11 protein-coding genes are annotated in these 17,737 nt (G+C 37.0%); 3 read left to right on the top strand and 8 right to left on the bottom strand.

Annotation, left to right across the window (positions count from 1 at the left end; translation table 11 throughout):
• Positions 1-172: 172 nt before the first annotated feature.
• Positions 173-4,660, bottom strand: a complete 4,488-nt coding sequence (locus tag QNJ50_RS11440) for an NACHT domain-containing protein (protein WP_300635372.1) — start codon at positions 4,658-4,660, stop codon at positions 173-175.
• A gap of 353 nt (positions 4,661-5,013) precedes the next feature.
• On the opposite strand from QNJ50_RS11440, the gene QNJ50_RS11435 reads away from it, so the two are divergent.
• A complete protein-coding gene (locus QNJ50_RS11435; RefSeq protein ID WP_300635370.1) occupies positions 5,014-5,373 on the top strand; it encodes a hypothetical protein in 360 nt (119 codons plus the stop codon).
• Between the two features lie 544 nt (positions 5,374-5,917).
• On the opposite strand, the gene QNJ50_RS11430 is transcribed toward QNJ50_RS11435, so the two are convergent.
• The 3 genes from QNJ50_RS11430 to QNJ50_RS11420 all read right to left on the bottom strand — a co-directional run bounded on the left by QNJ50_RS11430 (position 5,918) and on the right by QNJ50_RS11420 (position 8,808).
• Positions 5,918-6,160, bottom strand: coding sequence for a DUF4327 family protein (locus QNJ50_RS11430; RefSeq protein ID WP_058183431.1), 243 nt, complete (start codon positions 6,158-6,160; stop codon positions 5,918-5,920).
• Positions 6,161-7,729: 1,569 nt separating this feature from the next.
• The gene (gene rbfA / locus QNJ50_RS11425) at positions 7,730-8,137 is read right to left on the bottom strand and encodes a 30S ribosome-binding factor RbfA (protein ID WP_300635365.1); all 408 of its coding nucleotides are present in this window, start codon (positions 8,135-8,137) and stop codon (positions 7,730-7,732) included.
• A gap of 464 nt (positions 8,138-8,601) precedes the next feature.
• Positions 8,602-8,808 (bottom strand): DUF751 family protein, encoded by a 207-nt coding sequence (locus QNJ50_RS11420; protein ID WP_300635363.1) that lies wholly within the window; start codon positions 8,806-8,808, stop codon positions 8,602-8,604.
• A 244-nt stretch (positions 8,809-9,052) separates the two neighbouring features.
• On the opposite strand from QNJ50_RS11420, the gene QNJ50_RS11415 reads away from it, so the two are divergent.
• Positions 9,053-9,886 carry a DNA adenine methylase gene (locus tag QNJ50_RS11415; protein WP_300635361.1) on the top strand — a complete coding sequence of 278 codons (834 nt, stop codon included), beginning with the start codon at positions 9,053-9,055 and terminating at the stop codon, positions 9,884-9,886.
• A gap of 27 nt (positions 9,887-9,913) precedes the next feature.
• On the opposite strand, the gene QNJ50_RS11410 is transcribed toward QNJ50_RS11415, so the two are convergent.
• From QNJ50_RS11410 to QNJ50_RS11400, 3 genes are all read right to left on the bottom strand, one after another.
• Entirely contained in the window at positions 9,914-10,402 is a 489-nt protein-coding gene (locus QNJ50_RS11410; RefSeq protein WP_300635359.1) for a PD-(D/E)XK nuclease superfamily protein, read from the bottom strand.
• Positions 10,403-10,881: 479 nt separating this feature from the next.
• Positions 10,882-12,105, bottom strand: a complete 1,224-nt coding sequence (locus tag QNJ50_RS11405; protein WP_300635357.1) for a HetZ-related protein — start codon at positions 12,103-12,105, stop codon at positions 10,882-10,884.
• A gap of 385 nt (positions 12,106-12,490) precedes the next feature.
• Complete coding sequence (locus tag QNJ50_RS11400) at positions 12,491-13,132, bottom strand: L-threonylcarbamoyladenylate synthase (RefSeq protein ID WP_300635355.1); 642 nt, start codon at positions 13,130-13,132, stop codon at positions 12,491-12,493.
• A gap of 305 nt (positions 13,133-13,437) precedes the next feature.
• Here QNJ50_RS11400 and larC point away from each other — a divergent pair, with 305 nt between their 5' ends.
• Entirely contained in the window at positions 13,438-14,727 is a 1,290-nt protein-coding gene (larC, locus tag QNJ50_RS11395) for a nickel pincer cofactor biosynthesis protein LarC (RefSeq protein ID WP_300635353.1), read from the top strand.
• Between the two features lie 516 nt (positions 14,728-15,243).
• Here larC and QNJ50_RS11390 read toward each other — a convergent pair.
• On the bottom strand, positions 15,244-16,161 hold the full coding sequence (locus tag QNJ50_RS11390) for a hypothetical protein (RefSeq protein ID WP_300635351.1): 918 nt from the start codon (positions 16,159-16,161) through the stop codon (positions 15,244-15,246).
• Positions 16,162-17,737: the final 1,576 nt, after the last annotated feature.

Below are 17,737 nucleotides of genomic sequence, written 5' to 3'. Positions count from 1 at the left end.
TTAATATCTTAATTTATATTGTTATTGCATTGACTGCCAGTAGTGTTTCTTGATTTTTACACTCTGGAGTTTATTTTTTGTATTTTAGGTTATATTTATACACACATTTTTCTGTAATGTGTTGAACTTAAGCAAGATTTGAAAGCTTTTGACAATTAAAGTGATGAAAAATTTACTCGACTTCTTCCACCGCACCTAATGCTTTGAGGGTAGATTTTTCAGCTTCGCTTAAACCTTTGACGCCAGTGATATTCATGTGTTGGTAAGGTTTTTCATTTATCAGAGTTTTGAGGCACTTACCTGTTTTGACATCCCACAGTTTTATTGTTTCATCATCACTAGCACTGGCAAGGATTTTTCCGTCTGGACCAAAGGTCATTGAATTAATCCAATCATTATGTCCTTGTAAGGTGTAAATGCATTCACCATTTTTGACATCCCACAGCCGTACTGTTTGATCTACACTACCACTGGCAAGGATATTACCTTCAGGACTGAAGGCAACTGAATATATTCTATTGGTGTGCCCGTGCAAGGTGTAGAGACATTTGCCATTTTCGATATCCCATAGCCGCACTGTTTTATCTCCACTACCACTGGCAAGGATATTACCTTCAGGACTAAATTTAACAGAACCAATCCAATTGGAGTGCCCCTGCAAAGTATAGAGGCATTCTCCAGTATTTAGATCCCACAGTCTCACCATTCGGTCATCACTACCACTGGCAAGAATATCACCTTCAGGACTAAAAGCAACGGAACGAACCCAGCTGATGTGACCCTCAAAGGTGCGAAGGCATTCACCAGTTCTAATATCCCACAGTCGGACCATTTGGTCATCACCACCACTAGCAAAGGTATGACTTTGAGGGCTCAAGGCAACGGAAAGTACGCTATTAGTATTTAGCTTCAGGGTCTGTAAACATTCACCATTGCTAATATTCCACAGTCGTATAGTTTGGTCTACATCACTACTGACAAGAATGTTGCCATTTGGAATAAATCCAGTAAAAAATATCCAATTGGTATGTCCATATAAGCTGCGGAAGCATTCACCACTGTGAATATTCCACAGTCGTATGATTTGGTCTGCACTACCACTGGCAAGAAGAGTATTACCTTGAGTACTAAATGCAATAGAACGTACCCAATTGACGTATCCATGCAAGGTGTGGAGGCATTCGCCAGTGGCGATATCCCATAGCTTCACTGTTTGGTCTCTACTACCACTAGCAAGGATATTACTTTGAGGATTAAAGGCAACCGAATTTACTGTATTAGTATGACCTTGGAAGGTGCAAAGGCATTCGCCATTGCTGATATCCCATAGTTTCACAGTTTTATCCCTACTACCACTAGCAAGGATATTACCTTGAGGACTAAAGGCAACAGAATTTACTGAGTTGAAGTGCCCCTTTAGAGTATACAGACATTCGCCACTGATTATATCCCATAGCTTTACATTTTGGTCTGCACTGCCACTAGCAAGAATATTACCCCTAGGACTAAATGCAACTGGACCAACCCAACTGGTGTGACCTTGCAATATACAGAACGATTTTCGACTTCTGAGATCCCACAGTCGCACTGTTTTATCATTACTACCACTAGCTAGTTTTGTCCCATCTGCGCTGAAGTCTACAGAAAGTACCGAGTCAGTATGGCCTTGAAAAGTGTGGCAGCATTTGCCATTAGTGGTATCCCATAGCTTTATAGTTTGATCTCTGCTACCGCTAGCAAGAATATCACCTCGAGGGCTAAAGGCAACAGAAGTAATCCAATTGTTATGTCCTTGCAAAATATATAGACATTTCCTAGCGCTGATATCCCACAATCGAACAGTTTGGTCTCTACTACTACTAGCAAGAGTTTCCCCATCTTGACTAAAGGCAACAGAAGATACGCTGTTGGTATGTCCTTTAAAAGTCAAAATTTCTCGGTTATTGGCAGTATCCCATAAGGTTACTACACCATTGCTATCACCTGTAGCAAAAAGTCTGCCATCTGGACTAAATGCTACCGAGAGAATAATGCCGAATATTTTAGTAAAAACAGAATCAGCCAAGTTTCCCCTGGCAAAATTCACATTCTGCAAACTCGCGTTACTAAAATCTGCTTTCCTAATAACTGCACCACTAAAATCTATACCTTCCAATGCCCACTTATCAAACTTCACCGCCAAAGTTGCCGCATTTCCACCCACATAAGCGACCTCATCTTCATTTCTCCCCCGCGTCGCTTCAATCACTTTAATTAGCGCCTGATTATTACCCACCATTCCCAACATCAGATCCAAAACTGCTTTCGTGAGTGGCGATCGCCCAAAAGTTTCTCTTAATTTCTCTAAAGACTCCCTAGTAAATTTCTTTAGTGGTTTTATTGCAATACTCCGTCCTGTTTCATCCAATTGACGCGAGAAATAACCAGACCAAGTATACTCAACAGCTTCTGCACTTCCATCTAAACAAGATTGCGAACGCGCTAATTCAGTAAAATCATCAGCTAAAGTACCCAACTCAGCCGCAAACTTATACGCGACAAAAAACTCTAATAACGAACGATGGGCGGGAGTATAATCCCCATTGGCATTACGAATCAGCATTGTTTGCCCCATCATGTCATAATGCCAATGGTCTAAATCGGTTTGTTCCTGCACTATAGAATCAAATAAGCGCCGAATGCGATCGGGAAACAATTTATAATTTAAGCTCATTTGGTCAGTGGAAAGCATTTCCCAAGACAGTTCGCACAAAAAATACAGTTTCTCTGCTAAGGAAGTAAAAGTCCGTTCTGCTTTAATATCCCGTTCCATCTTTCGCCGTACCGCATATAAATAAATACGGGATATATCTAACTGTTTACCCGCTTGAATATCTGGTAAAGCTTCCAAAATTAAATCAGTCATCACCGGACGACGAGCCAAATCTAATAGTTGGGGACTACCCATAACTTGCTCAACTATTGAACTCTCAACCTGGAAAGATAAAACCTGTTTAATTTGTTCGTCATTGAACTTCTCCAGTTCTAAAACTTCAAACTGGGGTGTTTCGCCGGATAAATTTGCTGTTGAGGCTTGTAATTCGGCATTTAACAAAGCCCGTCCTTCTTGAGCTTCAGGAAAATGTTCAGTACGACAAGTAAGAATCACTTTTGCTCCAGGAACCACAACCTTAGCCAGTTCCCAAAAGTTATTGATCATTTGCTGGTGATCTACTTTCGCCGCCATTTCATCGAAACCATCGAAAATTAGCAGCAATTTACCCATGCGGTTGAGCTGGTCAAACACATCGCTATTGATGCGGATATTATGTTGAGTAAAAAAGAATCCTGCTAAAACATTTTCTACATTTAAAGCTTTGGCAAAGTCGCGTAGGGTAATTACTACTGGTAAACGAGGGCGTTCTAAACCCCTTTTTTCCGCGTCCCTATATCTTTGTAATGCTGTCCAAGCATAGTGGAAAGCAAACCAAGTTTTACCCGTACCGAATTCCCCCAAGATAGAAATATGTTCTTTTGCGGGATCATCTAACCAAAGGTCGATATAGCCATCAATCCAGCCGTCTTCTTCCTCATAACGACTTACCCCTATCCGTTGTTTAGTAACGGGATCGATTTCTTCTTTTATGCAAGCTAGCGGTACATATTTAGTATCAATTTCCCGGCGTTTAATTTCTGTTTCCAACCACTTTATATAACCGCTAAAATCAGCATCGAGGTCAATCAGTTCGTCAAATGTATAACAATCCAGGTCGCGATTTTCATTCTTTTTAATTTCATCCCGTGCTGCTCGGGAAATTCGCCGGGTAGTAACCAACCAACCTTCATCAGTTCGTTGCTCTTGTACTGATTTACGCAACGCCATAACATCACTTAGCCCCACTTCACCTGCAATCCCACGCACTAGGATGCGTTCAAAGCTTCGCCTCACTGGAATATTGATAATCAACTCAAAATATTCTTCCGCCCAAACTTCATACTTTTCAAAGTCATAACCCAAGGTTTTAAACCAACCGCGCATTTGTTGTGCTAGCGCTATAGCCCTACATTGGTTTTCAGATGGGACATTTTTATTAAAGGTGAATTCATCAGACGCGACGTGTCGCGTCTCTACATTATTTTCAGGTAATGCTAAATGTGCGATTTCTGTACGAATACCTTCGAGGGTTGGTAGTCGATTGAGTTGTTCTTGAATATTGGTGATGCTTCGGTGCAAAGAGCCAATTTGCTGACTCATCATTGTATCTGCTGGGTTGCGAGTACGTTTAGCAATTTCCGAAAATATAATGTAAAACGATGCAATTTCCCGCCTAATATCAATTCTCAAATCTTTGATCTCATCACCCAAAGCATAAGCATCAATAAAATCATCAACCTCTGAAAGCAATATTGAAGCGTTATTGCGATCGAATGCTTGGCGAAACGCTTTTTTAATTTCTTCTTTACGGAACAGTTCTAAAACAGGCTTCGGTTTCCAAACTCCATATTCTACAAGAGTATAAGCATAAACTCCCCTAAAATCAGCAGGTGGATGTTCTGGATCTATCTTAAACTTCTTAAGTAACTTGATTACAATCTCACTACGCTGTGCTTGGTTTTTAATCACAGGAATAGCGATACTAGTAATTGCCTTAAAAATCGGATCCAGAGGAATTGATGTCATTTTTAGAGGCTCCGGAAAACAAGAAGTATTTCAACAGCGATGCAGTTACTACTACTGCAAATAATAAAATTTTTTCACAAAGTCTGATTTTTTACTCCTTGGATTTCGGTCGCTAGCTTCTAAATCCTGCGATGTATATGCTTAATTTTTGATTACAAGCGCGAAGGAAATATTCCCGTACAATATTCCAGTAACTATGATGAGTTCTCAAGTAATAGAATTAGGCGCTTCCGAACAGCTTTAACCACTTGTCTTTCACAGATAAGAGCAAAACAAGTTCCTCAAGGTAGCCCGAAATAAAAGCTTGAGGACAGTGTCAACCTTTCCATTTAGAACTATTAGTTATAGCTCCTATGTCCTCAGCTCATTTGACATTAAATCTAACTGAAGGTTCTGTTTCCTTCAGCTTCTCACCAACAGCAGCACGAGAATTGAAAGCATCAATTGATGAGTTGATGAATCGTCTTAAGGCTGTTGCAAGTAAAACAACTCCCAGCAGTGGTAAACCCAACCCTCAAAAACCCATGGAATACCGCCATAAAGGAGAAGAAGTATTTTTAGAAGTTTTTTGTAACCCTAATATTTGGGCTAGTCCCTTTGCAGCGAAAGTTTTGCTGACTATCCGTGACTCTAATCTTCGTTTGTCTACAGAAGCCGAATTGACCCGGGTTATTGAAGATTTAAATCAGTATTTGGAACAAGTTGGGGATTAGGAACTGGCATCAGCATGGTGTTAGCTGTATGAAAAATGGGAAGATAATAAAAAAGACTGTATTCTAAATCAATCTTTACCGTACCTCATCACCAATCGCTAATCGCCAGAGGCTCCGCCGACGCCGCAGGCTCTATGCCGTAAGGCGGGCGGGGCGGCACGCAGTGCTATCCCCAGTCGCCAATCCCCTCACTCACAGAAAAATTACCGGAGCAATTGGAAATCGTAAATTGCTCCGGATCTTAATTATTATTATTCAACTTACTAAACAACCAAATAACTGAAAACACAGGGTGTGAGCCACTGCTAAAAGGTTGCACTATCGCGGTTCATTGAAATTTTTTCGATAAAAACTTTATTCAGGTCGTGCTAATTGACTGGGGAAGTTAAAAATTCGGATCTAAAATCAAAGACTAACATGAATGGTTTGGACTTAATATTGTAGTTTTAAGATTTACGTTTTGTTTCCAAATCCATAACTGCAAACCTACATCTCCAATTAGTCTACTTCCAATCCACAATTGCAAAGCTCGATACCGTATCAATTAATCATTTTCCCAAACTTCCCGACCAATCAGGTCTGCAATGCGATCGCGCAATAAAAATTCACACTTTTCTAATTCACACTCAATACAAACCCATTCCCTCGCAGGTATGTACTGACACAGGGTATAGATTGGCTGTTGACGACTAACTACTCCCTTCTGCACCAATCGACGTGCTTCGTCTTGAATTACCCCCAAAGAATAGTAGCTAGTAGAAATAGAAGGCACCGTATTTACACTCATTGTTTTGACTCACAAAGTAACACCTATTTAGTATTCCCAAAATATTTAGGAACAAATCACGACATCGCAATAAACTACCTGCTGTTTTTCTGTAGTTTGCTATACGGAACTATTTTCATTTTGACGCTATACATCCTGAAAATATGTAAAGTTATGTTAAATTTATCAGTAAAGCATAACATTTTGTTTGAATGTGTTTCGCAAGTAAAATCATGGTATCAATTAACACTGAGCTAATGCTTAAGGCATTTATTTTATATCGGTGGCTTTATTAAAAAGTTGCCGTACTACTCTTTGATATTTGAAATAGGAAATACCGATAAGAACTTACTTTACAGACCCACAAAAAATGATTGAATATGGTAAAAAAAGCCCCTAAAGCTTTGGTTGATAGTATTCATTGATCCCTGAGGAGATACAGCAAGTACATAAATCCTTGGCAGAGGTACAAGTAATTTCTTGATATAAGGGCTACCGTACACTAATAAGGGTTTAAGATTACTCGTTATTAATAAATTCTTAACTAAATAAACTAAATTTTGCACAGGTCTGGCGCTATTACGCAAGATAGTACCCCGAAGTAGTAAGTGTAGCAACGTTATACAAGTTAATTCTTGTCTACTGTTCGCTATAGCCCTATAAGCTAGTGGTGGAGTGAAACATAGCTGTATAAATACAAGTAATATAACGTACAAGTATAAGTGATTTATGTAACCCATTTTTTGGATATGTAGATATTAAGTCAATTTTTTGCTAATTAATTGATATTAATTTTTATTGAGTATTATCACTCAATCTTTTATGTAAAGCAGCGGAAGATGTAAGATTTTAGTTTACGATGCTTGTAGATTTGTTATGGTTTTCATAGAAATTTAAAGTGTTCGTATTGAGTAATATAGTTTGAATTTTATCTTTGCTTAACCTTCTTTAATTTAATAAAGTTGAAAACTCATTAATGAAAAGCAATAAGTAAAAAGCACAGTATTTGAACTGTGCATTATTTGTTACTATGAAGCGCTTTTAGCTACATGGAAATTTTCGCTTGGTTAGATAAGGCTAATTGGTGGCTGTATGATTGGTGATTTTTTATAGCTGATAGTTAGTCACAAGACAATAGTAACTTTTCTCTTGAATATTTACCATTAACTATTTGTTCTCCTCATACACATAATTAGTGTATCTGTTATCTTTGCACACATCACAGTGGAAAGTACACAATATGATGAAAAGGGTACTTAAGTAATTTCCTGATACTTCCTTCAGCTATGGTTTTATTTAATCAAAAATACATTTATGGTTTCTGTCAGATATTTTGCTAATTGTTTGAGGTGAATTGTTACTAGCTGACTTAAATTTTATGCTTGGGATTACGAAGCTTTTATTCTACAGTTAACTTACTGTAGCTGAATTCCATAATCTAAAATCTGCGGCTTAGACTTTACATGTTAAGCAAATCAGCAAATTTATTTAGTGAGACTGAACAGTAACAACTCACCTCAGCATTAGTCAAAAAATCTATGCTGGAAAGTCTATCTTGGAAAATATATCCTGATATTGACAGGTTAAATTTTATTCCCTTATTTCACCAACTTCTTGACTTTCCTCCAGCAAATCTTTTGGCGAGCGCTCTTGTTCCAAGCGATTTAATATCGATAGTACTTTACTACCACGTTCGATGCCAGTATCTTCAATAAATACGACCTCCGGAGTTCGACGCAAACGCACTCTTGCTCCAAGTTCGCTACGAACAAAGCCTGTAGCTGATTTCAAACCAGCCATTGTTTGAGCTTTTGCTTCTTCCGTTCCGTAAATGCTCACATAGATTTTAGCATGCTGGAGGTCGCCAGAAACGTCAACATTGGTGACGCTAACCATACCACTACCTACACGATCATCTTTAATACCGTTAAGTAGCAGTTGACTAACTTCTCGCTTAATTAATTCCGCAACACGAGATACACGGCGATTTGTAGCCATAAACTAATTCCTCCTAACAGAGGTTATACCACTAATATCCTCGCAAATGACGCGAGGTGTTTTTACTAAACCAGCTTGCTTGGAACACACTATAATGAGTATTTTTCAGCAACATCCATCTGTAGATCCATATATGAATCTATTCAGTTGTTGAGTTTGCTGTTTTTTATCTCAACCGATATCAATGATTAACGATTGAAACTACTATCTTAATACTTGTATAAGTGTTTAAATAGTCTGCCAGGGTCGCAACCAGTTCCCACTATATCACCATGATGGCTGTACGATATAGCGATTTTGGATGATGCTAATCAAACTTTAAAAGCAGCAACTGATTCACAGAGCATATGTGCTGCTCTGTAGTGCTAATTTAGTTTTAAAGTTAGGGATTTAAATTTAGGGATTTAAATTTAGGGATCTTTGAGCTAGCATGGGGGCAATTCGCCCCCGAACTATCAACTCCATCAAGTTGTACTTAAACCTAACATTGCTCGTAATGTAAAAGTTAAAAATACTAAAGTACCTACAAAGATACCCACAATGGCGATTGAGGTTACTGGACGTTTCAACAGTGGCATTACAGGGGCGAAAGTGTTTAACAACAAACCCAATAAAATACTGATGAAATAGCGTTGATAGCGAAGAACGTTCTCCCAAAATCCGTCAAACATGTTGACTTAGAGTTTATTTTTCTAAACAATACGGCTGTTTTTTTGATTTGCCAACAGCAGTTTTATTGTAATCTACCACTTATCACTTCCTAAGTTCAAACTTTCAGAATTAATAATCCTAATTATTAATTAAGTACAGAACTATAGCTAGGATTTTAATGGAGAGAATAAGATATTACGACGGTAAGATAATATATGATTCTCCAACTCTCAAATAAATATAGGTAAGTTTAATTACAATTTAATGTTACGTGAAGTATACAAACCATCTTTACCCCGTCCGTTTCTTAAATGGGCTGGGGGTAAAAGCAGACTAATAGGACAGTACATTAAGCATTTTCCCAGCAATTACCGCAATTATCACGAACCTTTTTTAGGGGGCGGTGCCGTATTTTTTCACTTACGACCTAGGTTATCTATATTAACAGATATTAATCCAGATCTCATTACTACTTATAGCTGTGTTAGGGATCGCCTACAAGAATTAATTTCGTTACTGAAAGAACACGAACATTATCATTCTAAGGATTACTATTATAATCTACGTGCAAAACCGGGCAAAAATGATGTAGAAATTGCGGCTCGATTTATTTATCTCAACAGAACCTGTTTTAACGGACTTTATCGAGTCAACTCTAAGGGCGAGTTTAATGTGCCTTTGGGTCGATACAATAACCCGAAGATTTGCCAGGTAGATTTGTTATTTTCTGCATCTGAATTGCTGCAAAATGCTGAAGTGAAAGTTGCGGATTTTGAGCAAATTTTAGATCGCGCTCGCAATAGTGATGATTTTGTATATTTAGACCCGCCTTATCATCCAATTAGTGATACCAGTTATTTTACCGCTTACAGCAGGCATCCTTTTGGTAAAACCGAACAAACACGGCTACGAGATAGTTGTGCTGAGTTAGCTTCACGGGGTGTAAAAGTTATGATATCTAATTCTGATTGCCAATTTATCAGGCAAATTTACGGTGAAGTAAACTTCAATATCTACCCTATTAAAGCTAACAGGGCTATTAATTCTAACGTTAAAAAACGCGGCACTATTGATGAGCTAATAATCACATCCTATTAACAGCAAAAATCCGGCGAAATACTGATACTAAATATGCTTGCTAGTCCAAGCGATAAAGCGATCTAAAGTATAAACGCCAACCAAATTGTGATTATCTTTAACTCTTGCTTTTAACCAGTCAATTGCTCCTCCTCGCATTCCTTCTCCACCAATAACTATGATGGTTGGAGCAGGATATGAATTTTGGATGTTTAAGTTTAGATAAGGAAATTTTTCATCTACAGACCCACCACTTTCTTGCCATTTACACTCAATGATTAAACCTTGAGGCATTTCAGGCAAACCAACGACAAAAAAATCAACATAAATATCCGTATCATAAATCCCCGTCCCAATATGAACTTGTTTGGCATAGCGTTTGGGCAAAAGAATTGAATTGAGAATAAATTCTCTTTGTTGTTTTTTAGGTAAATGGGGAGATATCTGGAAATAGTTGTACGTTCTTAATATATTTTCGACTTGATTTTCTAAAATTATTCCAGATTTATTTGCTCGCGCACCCTTTGTTAATACCATCTTTTGGGTCTCTGCTATTAATGCCGACTATTTTAAATTTTCACGGAAATAGCAGATTTTTTTCCTTTACTTAATATGAATTATTCATTTCTATTTGCAACCTCTGTAAAACATTAAAAATGAGAGAGTTTGATGGTACAGATGCACTCGAAAAATACAAATGTATTAATAGAAATGTCTGAATTCTATCGATAAAGAATCATAAATTAAATGAACTTTTTGATGAACTAATTAACTGGATATCCGAGAACTCAGGGAACAAATCTTAGCTTTTTTCTCACACAAATGATGATTTTGCTTGAATTATTGGGTCTGTGAAAGATTTTAAATTCTTTACTATTTCTTCCAAATTTGGAAAAGATAAGATGAAGTAGATTGAATATCGGCAGCTATCATGCTTAACTAACTATAATGAGCGACGAAATAAAGCCAAAAATGATGAATTACTTTAGGTTTTGCAAATAAAAGTTCATTAGGCTTTAACTTGTTAGCGCTTCCTGGCTAGTGTTACGGATATTCCATGCGAGTTCTAGTAACTGAGACCAACGTTTTTGTAATTGCTTGGGAGTACATTTGAGTTTTTTAGCAATAGTTTGGTCGCTTTCTTGGGTTGTTTTGAGTTGGAACATTTGCCGTTGTTGCTCGGAGAGTTGGTTCCAAAAGTTATCCCATTGGTTAGAAGACAATCCTAATTTTTGTTCTAGTCCAGCACCTAGCCATTGATGAACTAATTGCCAGTGATGGGTGCGAGCAAACTTTTCCACATGATATTTGAAACGTTGTTGCAAATAATCCCTTTGGCGACTAGTTAAACCAAGAATTTGATCGATCTCCGGAGCACTTAAATCTTGAAGTTTGAGAGCAAGATAATTTATACAGTCTTGTTGACCTTGGGACTCTAGGTATTTGACTAGTTCATCGACTACACGGCTGCGCTCCGCATCCTCTGCAATATCGTACTGAGATTGAGCGACCATTTGTGCTCTAACTTGCTGTACTGCGGAATTGCGCTGATAAGCCTCTGCATCTTCCGATCTCGCCGATTCAACAGCCATTTCAATATCTACGGTTGTTTCTTGGGGCTGACGACGGCTAAAGCCTTGAGCGCGCAAAATAATCAGCTGTTGATTACAACGTCCGGGTAAATTAATTCGACGCTTGGCATATTGTTCTGTAAATGCCATATATTCCGCTAGTTGTAGGCGAGTCCGGGGAGTGTAATCTTCAGGAAGTTCATTTTCTCTCCGGAAGGCTTTAATTGCTTCGATGTAGAACGCTTGTAAAAAATCTTCTATTAAGTTGTAACGTCCATCAAAGCTTAAATGACCATTGGGAGTTGAAATATGTCGATAAACCATTGCTCCCAAGCTACTATGTAATTCCACCCTTCCTCTTTGGGAACCGAGCTTATAGTAACGTAGGCACTTTTGTAACCTGTGACGTGCCAAAGTCATTTTCCAGGAACTGATTTCGCCTGAGGTTTGAATTCGAGAGCTTTTTGTACATATACGCTCTACTTCGTAAGCGATGCGCTTGGCTAAAGCTTCTACACCTTTATGAGATCCAACCTTAACTTGAGGCTGTATTTCCTGACACAGTAGTTTTACGAATGAATCATGAGATATGGGGGAAAATTCAGTGCTAGAAACTTGGGTTTCTGCTTCGGGTTTACAAGTTGGTAGATTAGCAAGGTTGACTTTCATGATTTTTTATGAGATTGGTATAGCACCATTAACTACAATTGATTAAGACAGTACCAAAAGCGTTCGGAATACAAAGTTAAATGTTTTCCTAGCCCGATGCTGCCATCCATTAGCTCTGCTTGTGGTTACCGCTTACATATATGACTGTAAAAAATCTAAAAAAGTTACGGTGATATTCATGTGTCGGTTTATTGGCAAGCAACTTTAATTGTGAGTGGCACACCACCCAAAAAATTAGGATAAATACATTCAAACCCTTGATAGAATTAAGTTTGCCGTGTTTAGTGGCAGACTTAACTTCCAGATTTTGAGTATGACAATCCTAAAACTGGAGCACCCCGGCTAGTGTTTTAAAAAACATTATTCTTGCTGTAGAAGTAATTTTCTACAGCCAGACTTCAGCTTCCTGCCAACCCAAGCCTTGTCGAATAATATTCGGTGGGTCTCCTGTTAAATCGATAATTGTGGATACCTCGATTGTTGGTTCTTTGCCAGTGTCTACAATGACATCAACAAATTTTTCCAAATGGTCAAATAATTCCATTCGTGTCATTGGTAGATTTATGTCTTCTGTTTCATTTGCTGGAAAGTGGGCGGAAGTGGAGATAATTGGATTACTTAGAGCTTCCAATAAAGCCAAGCACACGTTGTGCTTGGGTACCCTAATTCCAGTTGTTTTACGTTTGGGGTTTTGCACCAGCTTTGGAACCAATTTCGTCGCGGGTAATAGAAAGGTATAAGGACCGGGAATCAACCTTTTCATGATTCGATAAGCAGCATCACTCACGAAGGCGTAAGATGCAACATTAGAAAGAGAGGGGCATAGAAACGTTAGGGGTTTATCATTTGCTAGGCTTTTGATTTGCCGCACTCGCTCTACTGCCGACTTTACAGTCAAATCACAACCAATTGCATAGACTGTGTCTGTGGGATAAAGCATCAATGCACCACGCTGCAGCGCCGCTTTTATTTCTTCTATTCGGCGTATTTGCGGATTATCAGGATGGACTGTCAGAATTTTTGCCATAAATCACTGGAAGAATGGGACTGGAGTAAAAGTCAACAAAACTCTCAACAAACGCAGCAGTAAGTTTTAAGAGTTATTTATTAGTCTGAAGATTCTCATTCTTGGAATCAGGATATAAGAATCAGTTGTCAGCATTTCCTTACAGGAAATATTTTCGCTATCGTACCTCCCCCAGGGGAGTAACACCTAATTCATTCGTATATTTAACTGTTCCAAACAGGCATAATTTACCCTGAGGGCATAAAACTTCTCGATAGAGTTTCAGCCTAAAGCAATAAAGGCAAGTGTTTTCAGGAATTTTAACCATGAGTAAAATTATTTATCTTCAGTGTCCAACAGGTATTTCCGGTGATATGTTTTTGGGTGCTTTAGTCAGTTTGGGAGTACCTTTGGAATATTTAACAGACAAGTTGAATTTGTTAGGTATTGAAGGTGAATATCGCCTGAGGGCTGAACTTGTCCGCAGAGGAACTCAAGAAGCGACAAAAGTTGATGTTGATTTGGTTCATGACCATGTAGGGGAACAACACCACCATCACGGGCGTCATCTAACTCAAATTGAAGAAATCATTCTAGGGGCTCAATTACCTCAAAGAGTAGAAAAGTGGAGCTTAGCCGTATTTCGGAACTTAGCAATTGCGGAGGGATCGGTGCACGGAATAGATCCCCAAAAGGTTCACTTTCATGAGGTAGGAGCAGTAGATGCGATCGTTGATATCGTTGGGACTTGTTTGGGGTTAGACTGGCTGGGAATTGATAATAACGAGCGGGGATTTCCATTATTATTCTGTTCGGAGCAACCTACTGGCGGCGGGATCATTCGTGCAGCCCATGGTGAAATGACTGTACCGGTTCCAGCCGTACTAAAGTTGTGGGAAATGCGCGGTTGTCCAGTTTATAGCAACAACATAAATAAAGAATTAGTCACTCCTACAGGTGCTGCGATCGTGACGACTCTAGCGAGTGATTTTGGCGCACCACCATCAATGAGTATCAAAAAAGTTGGATGGGGCGCAGGTTCTATGGATTTGGCTGTTCCCAATATTTTACGTTTGTGGTTTGGGGATCGCACGACAGAACTAACTAATACCCATAATTTTGCAGAGACAAATATTAGCCCTAGTCTGGAAAAAGTTTATGTTTTGCAAACTCAAATAGATGACTTAAACCCCCAAGCAATTGGCTATATTTTTGAGGCTTTATTTAATGTGGGAGCTCTAGATGTCTTTACCCAAGCCCTTGGGATGAAAAAATCTCGTCCGGGAATATTACTAAGTGTGGTTTGTCATCCCGCAAAAGTCGCTGGCTGTGAAGCAGTATTATTCCGCGAGACAAGTACTTTGGGAGTGCGGCGTTTGCTTCAAGAACGAACTGTCTTACAAAGACAAATTCAACAGGTTGAAACCAAATATGGCGAAGTTCGGGTAAAGATTGCATGGGAAGGAAATGGAGAAGAAAAAGTAATTATCAATGTTCAACCTGAGTTTGAGGACTGTGCCGAAATAGCCCGTAATCAAAATATTCCATGGCGGGAGGTTCAACGTCTAGCCCTTCTGAACTGGTACCAAAAGCAAGCTTCAAAGGTATCGCAGTAAAAGCATATTCTTTAATTTGCTGTTAAGCAAAACGATTCCAACTAATATATCAATACGGCATGAATTTATTGTTAGAGACGCGGTCTTCAAGCGTGTTCACGCAGGGAAATATATCGTGTCTCTACAGTTTTATTTGTTTCAAAAACATTCTTAACTGAACTGCATTGACTTATATATCTATTGCTAGGGGCGATTCAAACCTTTGGGTTTAGCCCTAGAAAGCTGAAAAAAGATCAAATAAATTTATACTATAAACGCAAATATATCTAATTATCTAATTAAGTTAATTTTTGAGTACATTTATACAGATTTTTGTAATTTATATGTGCATTAATTTCGCGCAAATTTGATAGTGATAAAAAATATGCATGAGATGATTAATTCCCACGCATTCCATAATTTTTTATGATTGATTTAGAAAATCATCTTGGAGCGACGAAAAAAATAACTAAATCTGAGACTAAAACAAATGTTCTTGCTAGCACAACTGGGTGAATTGAGCAAACAGTCAATTGCTTAATTGACAATGTTTTGAGTGGGATTGCTAGCAGTTTCTAATAGTTGTTGAGTTGCTTCAGCTTCATATTCAACGACTTTACTAGCAGTTTCTGACTGTTCTTGAATGACTTCAGATTTTTTTTCAATAATTGTATTAGCAGTTTCTAATGGTTGTTGAGTTGCTTCGACTTTATCTTCAACAACTTTGTTAGCAGTTTCTAATGGTTTTTGAGTTGCTTCGACTTTATCTTCAAAAACTTTGTTAGCAGTTTCTAATGGTTTTTGAGTTTCTTCGACTTTGTCTTCAACAACCTTGCTAGCAGTTTCTAATTGTTTTTGAGTTTCTTCGACTTCGTCTTCAACTACTTTGCTAGCAGTTTCTAATGGTTTTTGAGTTTCTTCAACTTCGTCTTCAACTACTTTGCTAGCAGTTTCTAATTGTTGTTGAGTTTCTTCGACTTTGTCTTCAACTTTATTTTCAACTGCTGTGACTACTGTCTCTAATTTTTCGACTGTAGGTTGGATATCTTGGCTGACCTTATTTTCTATAGTGTCAGAAGCTTTTTCTAATGTAGTACTGGTAGTTTCGATATCTTCACCGACTTTAGTTTCTAGATTACTTGCAGCTTCCTCAACTGTTTCTTGTACTTCTTCCTGTACTTCAGTAGTTACATTGCTAGCACTATCTTGAATCAGGTGCGATAAATCTTCAGTACTTTCTTTGAGGTTATTTGCAAAGTCACTTGCACCTTTAATTGCTTCATCAAAAATTTCTTTGGCGTTTGTACCTAAATCTTCACCTACAGATGGAGAATTTGTATTGTAAGCGGATATAGTACTACAAGCTTGTGTAACAAGCAAAAATATTCCCGCAATAGCAGTAATTAGAATTTGCTTGAACTGAATTTTTCTTAACCAAGTAAATAAACTATTCATACTCTTGAACACTCCTATATTCTATATATGTTTGACAATCTACATAACTTCGCTTTGACTAAAACCAAAACGAAATATTCTTAATCAATGAACTGATTTCGATAAAATTTACGATTAGTATAAGAGCAAATGAAACAATATGATTTTTTTTGAATAAATACTTTTTTGAGAAAACTAATCTATACCTTGTTTAAATCTACTTCTTAGATCTAATGCTAAGAGCAATATATATGAACTGATATATATCTATTAGCTGTTAGCAAAACTGAGTGAGAAACTAGGAGATATAGATCATATATCTATTTTTGTCGATGCTACTGACATAAATTAGTAAGATTACAATAATTTTATCTAATATATAAATATTGCTTTAAATACAAATTTAACACGGAAATAAACATATAAAAATATTCAACTTTAGTAATTAAATTTTCAGCAATCAAATAAAACACCTAAAATCATAAGAAAATATTAATAAACTTTATAAGCTAGCTTATATTTAAATTATATAGATAAACTAAATTGACAATATCTACAATCTACTACTAGATTGGCAAAATATTTTTCGTCAATAGTTTTGGAAATATTGACTATGTGAGACACAATCGCAATCACCTCTCCTAAATAACGAAAAAATAAATTTTAAATCTCACAAATAGGAAAATAACATTATATTCAACAAAAAGCTATATTTTTCTGACTATCTTCTGGCAGATTATGGAACGCTATTTTCTGTCTTCAGACAGAAATTGCTTATTCTGTACACAAATTAACACATACATTAATATTACTTATACTAAATGTGTCTCCAGCCATAGTTCTTCCATCTAATTAAATTATCTTGCTTGCACATTGCTTGCACATAAATGGGAAGTAAAAAAATTAGAGTTAATAACATAGCTAGTTTTGCATTGATACCTTATGGAATAGTAATACAAAACATTTTTATATTTTAGGCATCAATAGCTAATAGATAAATCTAAAAAGAAAAGATGAATTAATATTAAGATTAAATTTTAGTTAAATTATCAAGATATAAAGTTGTTAAGCACATAAATCGTGAAAATTTTGGATCTGTGAAGTAACTTCATACCTTATTTAATATTTTTTTGCATATCAATCAAAACTATGTATTCGATTTAAATGAGTCTGATATTTAGAAAATTCAGATATAACTTAATATGAAACATCAGTTTTTTGCAAGTCGTGCAATTTTTTTCTGTAAAATTTTTCTTCTCAGCATAAGTTTGGATTATTTTTAATCGCGAAAAGTAATAATCATCAAAAATAAAAGTTGATATCTTAATTAATTAACATAAACAAAAAGTTAAATTTAATACTTGTAGTGTCTAGAACATAAACTCAAATCTAAATTAATAAAGTTGTCCGTAAACTTGGTGAATAGATATATTTTCCCATATGATTTGATGTGGTTATTCCTAATTATAGTTGTTGTTTAAATTACTAAAATGAAGAAAAATATTATTCCCTTTTTAAAATACCTGATTTTAGGTATAACACTATTTTTTTTGTTTAAAACCCTAGCCAGTAATTGGGATAAAATCACTCTGGAAAT

It is taken from the genome of Mastigocoleus sp. MO_188.B34, assembly GCF_030065675.1.
GTDB lineage: Bacteria > Cyanobacteriota > Cyanobacteriia > Cyanobacteriales > Nostocaceae > Mastigocoleus.
The sequence above is the reverse complement of the archived record's forward strand: the minus strand, read 5'-3'. Positions and strand labels throughout refer to the sequence as shown.